This is a genomic window from Kribbella soli (assembly GCF_004331345.1).
GTDB lineage: Bacteria > Actinomycetota > Actinomycetes > Propionibacteriales > Kribbellaceae > Kribbella > Kribbella soli.
In genome coordinates this window covers 1,196,128-1,208,220 of sequence record NZ_SJJZ01000001.1, presented here as the reverse complement: position 1 = coordinate 1,208,220, position 12,093 = coordinate 1,196,128, and the positions used below count along the sequence as shown (strand labels likewise).

At 68.0% G+C, this 12,093-nt stretch carries 9 protein-coding genes; 7 read left to right on the top strand and 2 right to left on the bottom strand.

Features of this window, described 5'->3' with window-relative positions; translation table 11 throughout:
- The first annotated feature begins 44 nt into the window (after positions 1 to 44).
- From E0H45_RS06090 to E0H45_RS06075, 4 genes are all read left to right on the top strand, one after another.
- On the top strand, positions 45 to 1,097 hold the full coding sequence (locus E0H45_RS06090) for a DUF1565 domain-containing protein (protein WP_131335264.1): 1,053 nt from the start codon (positions 45 to 47) through the stop codon (positions 1,095 to 1,097).
- 389 nt (positions 1,098 to 1,486) lie between these two features.
- The gene (locus E0H45_RS06085) at positions 1,487 to 2,323 is read left to right on the top strand and encodes a GDSL-type esterase/lipase family protein (RefSeq protein WP_202872204.1); all 837 of its coding nucleotides are present in this window, start codon (positions 1,487 to 1,489) and stop codon (positions 2,321 to 2,323) included.
- Between the two features lie 10 nt (positions 2,324 to 2,333).
- Positions 2,334 to 4,643 (top strand): polysaccharide lyase 8 family protein, encoded by a 2,310-nt coding sequence (locus E0H45_RS06080; RefSeq protein ID WP_131335262.1) that lies wholly within the window; start codon positions 2,334 to 2,336, stop codon positions 4,641 to 4,643.
- A gap of 11 nt (positions 4,644 to 4,654) precedes the next feature.
- The gene (locus E0H45_RS06075) at positions 4,655 to 5,635 is read left to right on the top strand and encodes an acetylxylan esterase (protein ID WP_131335261.1); all 981 of its coding nucleotides are present in this window, start codon (positions 4,655 to 4,657) and stop codon (positions 5,633 to 5,635) included.
- Here E0H45_RS06075 and E0H45_RS06070 read toward each other — a convergent pair.
- Both E0H45_RS06070 and E0H45_RS06065 read right to left on the bottom strand, forming a co-directional pair.
- Positions 5,598 to 6,812, bottom strand: a complete 1,215-nt coding sequence (locus E0H45_RS06070) for a hypothetical protein (RefSeq protein WP_131335260.1) — start codon at positions 6,810 to 6,812, stop codon at positions 5,598 to 5,600. The genes E0H45_RS06075 and E0H45_RS06070 overlap by 38 nt on opposite strands.
- A 76-nt stretch (positions 6,813 to 6,888) precedes the next feature.
- Positions 6,889 to 7,887, bottom strand: a complete 999-nt coding sequence (locus E0H45_RS06065) for a LacI family DNA-binding transcriptional regulator (RefSeq protein ID WP_131335259.1) — start codon at positions 7,885 to 7,887, stop codon at positions 6,889 to 6,891.
- 157 nt (positions 7,888 to 8,044) lie between these two features.
- Between E0H45_RS06065 and E0H45_RS06060 the strand changes: the two genes are divergently transcribed.
- The 3 genes from E0H45_RS06060 to E0H45_RS06050 are packed head-to-tail and all read left to right on the top strand — an operon-like array spanning position 8,045 to position 12,092.
- Complete coding sequence (locus tag E0H45_RS06060) at positions 8,045 to 9,901, top strand: glycoside hydrolase family 127 protein (protein WP_131335258.1); 1,857 nt, start codon at positions 8,045 to 8,047, stop codon at positions 9,899 to 9,901.
- The gene (locus tag E0H45_RS06055; protein ID WP_131335257.1) at positions 9,850 to 11,214 is read left to right on the top strand and encodes an extracellular solute-binding protein; all 1,365 of its coding nucleotides are present in this window, start codon (positions 9,850 to 9,852) and stop codon (positions 11,212 to 11,214) included. Before E0H45_RS06060 ends, E0H45_RS06055 begins: the two co-directional genes overlap by 52 nt.
- Positions 11,211 to 12,092, top strand: coding sequence for a carbohydrate ABC transporter permease (locus tag E0H45_RS06050; RefSeq protein ID WP_131335256.1), 882 nt, complete (start codon positions 11,211 to 11,213; stop codon positions 12,090 to 12,092). Before E0H45_RS06055 ends, E0H45_RS06050 begins: the two co-directional genes overlap by 4 nt.
- The last annotated feature ends 1 nt before the right edge of the window (position 12,093 follow it).

Genomic DNA, 12,093 nt, shown 5'->3' with positions numbered 1-12,093 from the left:
ACAGCACTCATAGGCAGCAAACCGCCCAAACCAGGAGGACCACCATGTCCCGAGCTGTCCCGATCCTGCTTCTCGGCGCCGCGCTGGCGATGCCCGCGGTCCCGGCGCATGCCGCGACCGACTACTACGTCGCCACCACCGGCAGCGACGCGAACTCCGGTACGTCGACCGGTACGGCGTTCGCGACCATCCAGAAAGCGCTTGATACCGCGCCACGCGGGGCGACCGTACATCTTGCCTCCGGCACCTATCTCCAGGACGCGGTGACGATCAGATCCGGTGTCACGATCACCGGCCCGTCGACCGCGGTCGTGAAAGGCGCCGGAAACTCGCGCATCTTCCAGATCCAGCACGACAGCGTGACGCTGGACGGGTTCACGATCGACGGGCTGTTCGGGTCGTCGTCGAGCAAGGACGGGTACCGGGACAAGCTCGTGTACGTGATGAGCACGTCGCCTGGTGACGGCGTGGGCACGTTGACGATCCGGAACATGCAGTTGAAGAACGCGGGTGGGGAGTGCCTGCGGCTGCGGTACCTGATCACGAACGCCGACGTATACGACAACACGGTCGGTCCGTGCGGGGTGTACGACTTCAAGTTCAACGACGGTGGGAAGAACGGCGAGGGGATCTATCTCGGGACCGCGCCGGAGCAGCAGGGCGAGAACGGTGCGCCGGACGCCCAAGCGGACCGCAGCCGGAACAACCACATCCATGACAACACGATCGCGACGTACGGCAACGAGTGTGTCGACGTGAAGGAGAACTCCACCGCGAACGTGGTCGAGCACAACGACTGCAGTCAGCAGAAGGACTCGAGCTCGGGCGGGCTGGACGCCCGGGGCAACGGAAACACGTTCCGCTACAACACGATCCACGACAACACCGGCGCCGGCGTCCGTCTCGGCGGCGACACGGAAACCGATGGTGTCGACAACAGCGTTTACGGAAACACGATCAAGAACAACGCGTCGGGCGGCGTCAAGTTCATGCGCACGCCGCAGGGGCAGGTGTGCGGAAACACCATGTCCGGAAACACCGGCGGAGATTCCGTCGGCACCTACGGCGCCAACTTCAACCCCACGGCGGCCTGCTGATGGGTGAGGTGTCGCGCCGATCGATCCTCGGCGGGACAGCCGGTGGAGTGCTGGGTGGCGTCCTCGGCAGCACGGCAAGCGAGGCAGCCTCGGCTGACGCAACCGCCGACGCAACTTCAGGCCAGACAACGGCGGCCTCGGCGCGGCTCCAGTGGGCTGCGAGTTGGGCGACTGCGCAGACCGCTCCCACCGCCGCGGACGCTGACGCAACGGGTGGCTTCACCGACACCACTCTCCGATACAAGCTCCGACTCTCCGCCGGCACCACGTCTGGGACGGGCGAGGGTGCGGCGGTTGGTGGTGCGACCGTGGCCGGCGGCGCGGGAAGGCCTGCGGTTCGGTTGCGGTTTGCGAATCCGTTTGGTTCTGCGCCTGTTGTCGTGGGGTCGGTGACGGCGAATGCGAAGCCGGTGTTGTTCGGCGGTGAGAAGGATGTGGTGCTGGCCGCGGGGGCGACCGTGGTGAGTGATCCGGTAGGGCTGGTCCTGCCGGATGGCGGGGATCTGGTGGTGAACATGTACCTGCCAGGTCCCACCGGCCCGCTGAGTTTCCACCGGAACGCGCATGCGACCGGCTACATCGGGGATCGCGCCACGAACTCGGTGTTCCTGCTCAACGGCGTCGACGTGCCGACGGCCGGACGTCAGGTGGTCGCGGTCCTCGGCGACTCGATCACCGAAGGCGTCGGCACGCCGGACAACGCCAACCTCCGCTGGCCCGACCAGTACGCCGCGCGGTTCCGTCGGCGCCCCGCGGTCGCGAACCTCGGGATCAGCGGAAACCGTGTTCTGCTCGACGACGCCCGCTTCGGGCCCGGCGGGCAGTCCAGGTTCGACCGCGACGTACTCGGCCTGCCGAACGTCGGGACGCTGGTGATGTTCCTGGGCATCAACGACATCCAGCAACCACCCAGCCAGACCGACCCGACGCGCATCCTCGACGCCTACGAGCAGTTGGTACGCCGTGCGCACGACCACGACCTCGAGGTGATCGGCGCGACCATCGGCCCGTTCAAGGGCTGGATCCGCTACACCGACGCACTCGACCAGGTCCGCAACGACGTCAACGCCGTACTCCGGCAAGAACGTCTCTTCGATCGCCTACTCGACGTCGACGCCGCGCTCCGCGACCCGGCCGATCCCGGTCGGCTCCGCCCCGACTTCAACAGCGGCGACGGCCTCCACCCCAACTCCGCCGGCGCAAAGGCGATCGCCCTAGCCCTCTGAGAGGACTCACATGCCTGACCTCACGCTTCGCCGCCGGACTGTGCTCGGCGGAATGATCGGCGGGGCCACCCTGCTCGCCCTCCCCACACCGACCTGGGCCGACGCGTCCACCGACGAGCTCCGCCTCCGCTGGCAGACGCTGCTCACCGGCGGCCCGACCGTCGACCCCGCCGACCCGGACCTCGCCGTCGCGATCGCCCGCGTCGACCGCCTGGCCCAGTCCGCGCTCGCCACCCTCGACCGTTCGGCGAACCGCACCACCCTCTGGCCGGATCTCGCGAGTACAACGCTTTCCAACCACGTCGCCTCGAACTTCCGCCGGATCAAGCAGATCGCGGTCGCCTGGGCCACGAACGGCTCGGCCTACCAAGGAAACACGTCGGTTGCCGACGATATCCGCGGCGCCCTCGAATGGATGCACACGAACCGCTACAGCCCCACGCTCCCGCGGTACGACAACGACTACGACTGGGAGATCGGCGGCGCCTCCGCCTTCGCCGACACGCTGGTCCTGCTGTACGACGTGATTCCGGCGGACGTGCGTACGACGTACACGCAGGCCATCAACTACTACACGCCGGATCCGAACCTGTGGCGCGCCGACCGCCAGATCGCGACCGGCGCGAACCGGGTCTGGATCGCCACCGTGGTGGCGGTCCGCGCAGTCCTGGACGGCGACACCGCCGCGCTCGTCCGCGTTCGCGACGCGATCAGTGACGTCGAGGGCAGCGGTGCGAACAGCGTGCTCGCGTTCAACGACGCACCCGGCCGGGTCGACGGAACAGGCGAGGGGTTCTACAGCGACGGATCATTCCTGCAGCACTACAAGCATCCGTACAACGGCGGGTACGGCAAGGAACTGCTCGGAACGCTTTCCTCTCTGCTCTACCTGCTCGGCGGTACCGAGTGGACCGTCACCGATCCGGAGCTGGAGAACATCTACGGCTGGATCAACGACGCCTTCGACCCGCTGATGGTGCGCGGCGACCTGATGGGATCGGTCTGCGGTCGTGAGATCGCCCGTCCCAGCAAGCAGAACCACGCGCCGACTCAGACGATCATCGAGGGCACGTTGCGCCTGATTCCGGCCGCGCCGGCGGAACGGGCCGCGCAGCTGTCCGCGCTGGTCAAGCAGTGGATCACCGAAGATACTTTCCGGGATTTCCTGACCGTGACCGATCCGGCCTCGCTCGTGGCGGCCCGGAACATTCTCGCGTCGTCGGCAACGGCTCGCGGTCCGCTCGTCCTGCACAAGCAGTACCCGCGGATGGACAAGGTCGCGCACCACCGCCCGTCGTTCACGATCGGACTGAGCGCGTACTCGTCGCGGATCTACAACTACGAGTCGATCCAGACCGAGAACCTGCACGGCTGGCACCTGTCCGACGGGATGGTGCTGCTGTACGACGACGACCTCGGTCACTACTCGGGCGACTACTGGCCGACGGTCGACCCGTACCGGTTGCCGGGGACAACCATCGACACCCGGCGGCTGGCCGACTCCTACGGTTTCCGCAGCACCAGCGAGGCCGACTGGGTCGGTGGTGTGTCGGTTCCGCAGCACACGATCGGTGCCTATGGCATGGATCTGCGCGGGTACGGGACGAACCTGCGGGCGTTGAAGAGCTGGTTCCTGATCGACGACGTGATGGTGTGCCTCGGGTCGGACATCACCGGCGACGGCACGGTCGAGACAGTCGTCGAGAACCGCAAGCTGCGTACCGGCGACGAGACCTTCACCGCCGCTCCGGGCTGGTGTCACCTCGAGGGCACCGGCGGCTACGTGTTCCCCGATCGCACCCCGGTCCAGACGCTGCGCGAGAACCGGACCGCGACCTGGCGGGAGATCAACCTCAAGTACGGCACCGACACCCCGGTGACCCGGCCGTACCAAACCGTCTGGTTCGCCCACGGTACGGCGCCTGCCGGGCAGGGCTACTTCTACGTGCAGTTGCCGACCGCAACACTCGCGGAGACGAAGTCGTTCGCCGGCAAGCTCCCGGTCCAGAAACTGCGGGCCGACAGTACGGCGCACGCTGTCCGGCTGCGCAACGTCCTGGCGGCCAACTTCTGGACGGCAGGCGCCGTCGCCGAACTCACCGCCGACGGCCCGGCCTCGGTCGTGGTCTCCGGAGGAACGGTCGCGATCTCGGATCCGACGCAGACCCGTACCTCGGTCACCGTCGACCTGGACAAGCCCGACCTGCTGCTGACGAAGGCCGATGCCGGCGTCACGGTCAGTCGGCGTGGTCGCGGTTGGCGCATCGTCGTCGACACGACCGAACGCCACGGCAACTCAGCCACAGCCTGCTTTCACTGAAAGGAAAACTGATGCTCGTCGACATGCCCCTGGACCGGTTGCGTGAGTACCGGCCGGAGCCGGAGGAGCCCGCGGACTTCGACGCGTTCTGGAAGCAGACGCTCGACGACGCGGCCGGCCGCCCGATCGACGCCCGGTTCACGCCGTACGACGCACGCCTTGCGACCGTCGAGGTCCAGGACGTCACGTTCAGCGGATGGGGTGGTCAACCGGTGAAGGCATGGCTGCTCCTGCCACGCCATCGCACCGGTCCGCTGCCCGCGGTCGTGCAGTACATCGGCTACAACGGCGGCCGCGGCATTCCGTACGAGTGGCTGACCTGGAGCGCGGCCGGGTACGCGCACCTGATCATGGACAACCGCGGTCAGGGTGGTGGCGGAAAAACCGTTTCGGAAACTCCGGACATCGCGCCGGAAGGACACGGATCGTCGTCACCGGGTTTCCTGACCCGCGGAATCGAGGATCCGGCCAAGCACTACTACCGCCGGCTGATCACCGACGCGGTCCGTGCGGTCGACGCCGTGAAGAGCAGCCCTGACGTCGACAGTGATCGCGTCGCCGTGGTCGGTGGCAGCCAGGGCGGTGGGCTGGCGATCGCGGTCGCCGGTCTGCGCGCCGACCTGTCCGCCGCGATCGCCGACGTACCGTTCCTGTCGCACTACCGGCGGGCGTCGCAGATCACGGACAACGGTCCGTACGCCGAGATCGCGCGCTGGCTGAAGGGGCACCGGTTCGAGACCGAGACCGCGATCGGCACGCTGTCCTACTTCGACGCGGTGAACTTCGCCGCGCGGGCGACCTGCCCGGCGTGGTTCTCGGTCGCACTGATGGACAACATCTGCCCGCCGTCGACGGTGTTCGCGGCATATCACCGGTACGCCGGTCCCGCGGAGATCGAGGTGTTCACCTACAACGGGCACGAAGGCGGCGCGGAGTACGACCTGCCGCGCAAGCTCAGTGCCCTCGCTTCCGCCTTCGGCCGCGATGCCTGAGCCGGAGCGCGCCCCAGAGGATCAGCGCCGGTAGCCAGAGCAACACCAGCCAGGGAAGCCGCCACCAGCCGGACTCGCCGTCGAACTCGACCTGGTCGCGACTTCCCTGGCCACCTCCCTGGTCGGCGGCGACCATCGGGCGAGCGGACGTCGACCAGGCGAGGAACGCGTCCCCGATCGGCACCGCGCCGAACAGGTACCGCTTCGTCTTCAGCCCGCTGAACGGCATCCCGACCAGCTCACCCTCGCGCGCCAGCCGGTCCGCGAGCGGATCATGATGCACCCGCGCCGCGCCGACAGTGACCACGGTCGCGGACAGACTCCTCCCGAACACCAGCGGCCCGGAATCGACGTCGCCCTGTCCGGTCGAGCCCTTCGGGTACTCGCGAACGCCGAGCCCGGTGACGAACTTGTCCTTGAAGATCTCGTACTGCGTTCGCGCGAAGGCCGGATCGATGTCGATCAGAAACCGCTGGATCATCGCCTGCGACGAACCGCGCGCGCCGGACACCTGCGGAACCACCTGATGGGGCAGCAATCCGGTCGCCGGATCCAGCTTCGTCTTCGCCGTCGTCACCCAGTTCCGCGCGATCTGCCCGAAGCGCGGTACGACCAAGGCGTCGTACAACCGCAGTGAGGCGATCGCGACGACCGAGTCGACCGGCCAGGCCTGCCCCGGGTACGCCGCCAGGAACGGGGTCTTCGCGGTCCGGAAAGCGGTGGCGATCTCCACCGATTCGCTGGTGAAGGTGTCGCGGTCGGCGGCATCCGAGTGGCCGAGCGCGATCAGCCCGCCGCGCAGCCAGTTCGTCCAGCCCGCGTAGAAAACGCCGTACTGCGGCTGCAGCGACTCGTCGAACGGAGCGGTCCCGTCCGTGGACTCGATCCGGTCGAGCGCCCACCGCACCTGCGCGGTCGCGTCCGCGGAGCGTGCGGGATCGTCGATGCCGACCTGGACCCAGCTCAGGCCGTACAGGACGTTGAGAAAGAAATAGCCCTCCGGAAACTGTTTCTGCGCAGCCAGGTCCGCGCCGCCCTCGAGCTCGGCACGCAGGAACGCCAGCTGCTTCACCACGCCACGGGCGGGATCGGTCCACGGAAGAACCAGACGCGCGGTCCCCACCCCCGCCACCAGCGTGGCGATGACCGCCACGCCGATCATTAGCTTGCGCAGCACCCGCATCAATCTAGAGGGTTTTCGGCAACCAACGGCGGTCGTGCGGGTGACTATCCGAAGACTGGACGCGCGAGGCTCAGGTGCCGAGGGTCGACTCGCGGGTGATCAGGCGGGTGGGAAGGATCAGTTGACCGCGGCGGGGTGAGCCGGCGATGACGTCGAGGAGCAGATTGGCGGTCCGGCGGCCGAGTTCTTCGAGCTCCATGTCGACGGTGGTGAGTGGTGGGCGGCTGGCCAGTGCCATCACGGACCAGTTGTCGTAGCCGGTGACCGCGATGTCGTCGGGGACCGAGCGGCCGAGCTCGCGCAGGCGGTCGCAGACGCCGCGGGCGATCTGGTCACTGCCGCAGGTGATCGCGTCCACGGTCGGCTGCGCCCGGAGCAGTACGTCGACCGCGTGCCGGCCCCAGCGCTCGCTCCACTCGCCGTACAGCGGCTGGCCGACGAACGCCTCCCGCGCGGCCCCCATGGTCGCCGCGGCCCGGATCTGTGCGCTGAGGTGTGACTCCGGCCCGGTGACGTGCGCGATCTGCTCGCGGCCGAGGGACAGCAAGTGCCGCGCGGCCGACGCGGCGCCGCCGTGGTCGTCGACGATCACCGACGTGTCGTCCGGATCGGTCGACGGACTGAACGCGTAGACGACCGGGATCGGCACGTCGATCGGCTCCCGCGCCTCGGTTCGGCGACCGGTCACGATGATGCCGTCCACCCGGCGGGACACCAGCGACTTCAGGTAGTGCTGCTCGCGGAGCGGGTCGTCGCGGGTGTCGCAGAGAACCAGCGCCATCTCGCCCGCGCTGAGCGCGTCCTCGGCGCCGAGCATGATCGGGATGCTGAACCGGCCGGAGCTGTCCGTGGTGATCAGACCGACCGTGAAACTGCGCCCGGACGCGAGCGCGCGGCCGCGACTGTCCGGGGTGAAACCGAGCTGTTCGGCGGCCTGCCGGACGCGCTCGCGGGTCGCCGCGCGGAGCTGCCCGGTGTCGTTCAGCGCCTTCGACGCCGTGCTCGCCGAGACGCCGGCCAGCGCGGCCACGTCCTTGATCCCGGGCGTGCGGATGCTCCGTGACGGCATGCGGCAACTCCTTTCCTGAGGTTTCCGGCACAGTACCCCACGGATCGCGGCCGGCCCGGAGTTTATCCACAGGTAGGGGTTGACCTGGCGCTGCAGGCTCTCTACCTTCGTCCAGGAAAACGTGTTCCGGATTTTCCTAACTCAGGAGTCACGGCAGATGAGCGCTTCCCCGGAAACTGTCACTACTTCCCGCAGCCCGGCGGCCACCACGAAGGGCCGCCGGCACCCCCTCGGACTCGGCCAGGCCACGATCACCGGCGGCTTCTGGGCGCCGCGGCAGGCCCGCAACGGCGCGGACGCGATCCCGAGCGGCCAGGACCAGCTCGAGAAGGCCGGAAACCTGCAGAACCTCCGCCTCGCGGCCGGCCTCGGCGAAGGCGAGGCGATCGGCCCGGTGTTCGCCGACTCCGACGTCTACAAATGGCTCGAGGCCGCGGCGTGGGAGTACGGACGCAACCCCGACGACGACCTGCTGCAGCGCATCCGCGATCTGACTGCGGTCGTCGCGGCCGCCCAACGCGAGGACGGCTATCTCGACTCGGTCGTCCAGCTCCGGTACGGCGATGAGGGCCGCTACCAGCAACTCGTCTGGAGTCACGAGCACTACTGCGCCGGCCACCTGATCCAGGCCGCGGTCGCCCAGGTCCGCTGCACCGGCGACCGGGCGCTGCTCGATGTCGCGACCAAGCTGGCCGACCACCTGGTGGCGACGTTCGGCGACGACAAGACCGTCGACGTCGACGGCCACCCGGTCATCGAGATGGCCCTCGTCGAGCTCTATCGAGAAACCGGTACGACGGCGTACCTGGATCTCGCGAAATGGTTCGTCGAGGCTCGTGGGCACGGGATCATCGAGCGGCACGGGCACTCGCCGGCGTACTTCTCCGACCGGGTCCCGGTCCGCGAGGCGACCTCGGTCGAGGGGCACTCGGTCCGCGCGGTCTACCTCGCCGCCGGTGCGGCCGACGTCGCGCTGGAGACCGGCGACTCCGAGCTGCTGGATTCCCTGAAGTCGCAGTTCGACCACATGTGGTCCACGAAGACGTACGTCACCGGCGGGCTGGGTGCGCGCTGGGAGGGCGAGGCGTTCGGCGACGAGTACGAGCTGCCGCCGGATCGTGCGTACGCGGAAACGTGTGCCGCGATCGGCGGAATCCAGTGGGCATGGCGGATGCTGCTCGCGACCGGCGAGGCGGCGTACGGCGATGCGATCGAGCGGATGCTGTACAACGGTTTCCTTGCCGGCGTTTCGCTGACCGGGACCGAGTACTTCTACGTCAACCCGTTGCAGCTGCGCGGATCGGCGTACCCGGACACCGGCCGGAGCCCGGCGCACGGACGGCGTGGCTGGTTCGACTGCGCGTGCTGTCCGCCGAACATCATGCGCACCCTGTCGAGTCTCGACGGCTACCTCGCGACGACCACCGACGACGCCGTCCAGATCCACCAGTACGCCGCCGGTGTCATCACGTCCGGCGACGTCGAGCTGACCGTCGACACCAACTACCCGTGGGACGGCTCGGTCCGCATCACCAGCGCGACGCCGGTGGCGGTTGAGCTGCGCATTCCGGGGTGGGCCGATGGCGCGACGGTGAACGGGCAGCCGGTGGAGGCTGGTGGATACGCCCGGGTCGAGGCCGCCGACATCGACCTGCAGCTGCCGCTCACGCCGCGCCTGGTCGGTGCGGACCCGCGGATCGATGCTGTCCGCGGCTGTGTCGCCATCGAGCGGGGACCGCTGGTGTACGCCGTCGAGCAGGTGGACAACACCGCGAACGTCGACGACCTCCATCTGTTGCCTGAGGCACCTGTCGCGCAGGACTCGGAACTGCTCGACGGGGTCACGGTCCTGTCGGCCCGGGGACGTACCGGCACCGGGCATCGCGAGGGCTGGCCGTTCACCGGCGATGCGGAGGACTCCACCGGAGACGAGGTCGAGGTGACGGCGATCCCGTACTACGCATGGGCGAACCGCGAGATCGGTGCCATGCGCGTCTGGCTGCCCCGGGCCTGACGATGCTCACCCGGCGGAAGTTCCTCGGCGTAGGCGCCGCGGCGACCACGGCCGGTCTGTTCCCGGGCTGTAGCTCGGTCCTGCCCGAACCCGACGTCCAGGCGGCGGGTTTCGGGCAGGACGCCACCGGCACCGTGCAGGTGTGGTGCCGGGCGGCGACGCAGACCGGTCTGACCGACCTGGTGAAGAAGTTCAACGCGTCCCAGAACCGGCTCACCGTCGAGCTGACACCGGTCCTGGACGCCCAGTACGTGACCAAGCTGGCGACCGCGATCCGCGGCCGGACGGTGCCGGACCTGGTCGACATCGACGACATCAACTCGATGCTGTTCATCTACCGCGACGCGTTCACCGACCTGACCGACCCGCTCGCCGCGCTGGACTTCCGGGACAAACTCAGCCCCGGCCATCTCCGGCTGGCGACGAAGAACGACCGGGCGTACGGCGTTCCGTACCTCGCGGACAACTCGATGTTCTGGTTCAACACCGAGCTGTGCGACCGGGCCGACGTCGATCCGGACGAGGCGATCAAGTCGTTCGACAATCTGCTGGCAGCAGCCCGGAAGTTTCGGAAACTCGGCGACGACATCTATGCGTGGAGTTTCCCGGCGAACAGTCCGGGAGCACTCGGTTTCGTCGTACAGCCGATGATCTGGGCGGCGGACACCGATCTGATCCAGGGCACGATCGGCGAGCAGTCCGGACACATCGTCGGAAACGATGTCGTTCAGCAGATGCTCGAGCTGCATCGTCAGCTGTGGGTCGACGGCCTGGTGCCGCGGGCGAACTTCTCCGACGACGCGTCCCGTTGGGGGAGCGATTTCCGGGCCGGCAAGATCGGCATCTTCCCGTCCAACTACAGCGTGGTCGTGTCCGCGTCCGACGAGGCGTTCCACCAGAAGGTGGCGCCGCGGTTGCTCTCCGGGCCCGACGGCGGTGCGGCGTTCTTCGACGGCGGCGACAACATGTGTATCCCACGCGGCGCGCGCAATGCATCGGGGGCGTGGGAGTTCGTGCGGTTCGCGCTGGACCTGCCGCAACAGATCGATCTGCCGGCCGGTGGGTACACGCCGGTGCGGTCCGACGCGCGGACCGCGGAGTTCGCGAAGAAGTATCCGTTGGCGACGCTGCCGCTGGAACGCATCCAGGAGGGGTACGCGCCGACAACGCTTTCCTACAACCTCCTCTACAACCAGCCGGACGGGCCGTGGCTGCAGATGTTCCGCCGCGCCGTGTTCGACGGCGAGCTGGAGGCCGCCATGAAGGAAGCACAGCAGAACTACGACCGCATTCTGAAACAGGGGCAGGCATGAGCACGCCACGTTCGCTCACACATCCTGGCCGCACGGGGCTGCTCCTGGTGAGTCCCGCCGTACTGTTCGTCGGGGTCTTCGTCCTGATCCCGCTCGGGTTCGCGCTGGTGATCTCGCTGACCAACTGGCCGTTGATCGGCACGGTGAAGTTCAGTGGGCTGAAGAACTACACCGCGATCGTGTCCGACGCCGCGTTCGCCAAGTCCGTCCTCTACACCCTGCTCTACACGGTCATCGTGACCGGGCCGATCCTGGTGCTCGGCTATGCGCTCGCGGTCCTGGTACGCCGGAAACGCCGCGGCTCCACGGTGCTGCGAACGGTCTTCTTCCTGCCGTTCGTCGTCGGACTGTCCACGCTCAGCTTCGTCACCGTCCTGGAGGCGCAGCCGGAGAGCGGCGTGATCAACATCGTGCTCCGCAAGCTCGGCATCACCGACGGTACGACGGCCTGGCTGGTGGACGGGCCGCTCGCCACCGGACTGATCTGCGTGCTGGTGATCTGGGCGGTCAGCGGGCTCACGATGATGCTGCTGATGGCCGGCATGCAGGCGATCCCGCGGGAGTACTACGAGTCCGCCGAGCTGGACGGCGCGGGCTGGTGGAAACAGGAGTGGGAGATCACGATCCCGATCCTGCGGCGGACGATCGCGATGGCGGTGATCATCTCGGTGATCGGCTCGCTGCTCGCGTTCTCGCAGTTCTACATCCTCACCCGCGGCGGTCCGGGAACCGACACCACGACGGTGGTCCAGTACATCTACAACCGGGCCTTCGTCCAGCTGCAGCTCGGCGCCGCGACCGCGCTGTCGATCGTGCTGGTGATCGTGGTCGGCCTCGTCACCGCGGCCCAGTTCCGCCTGCTCCGGGAGAAGGACTGAC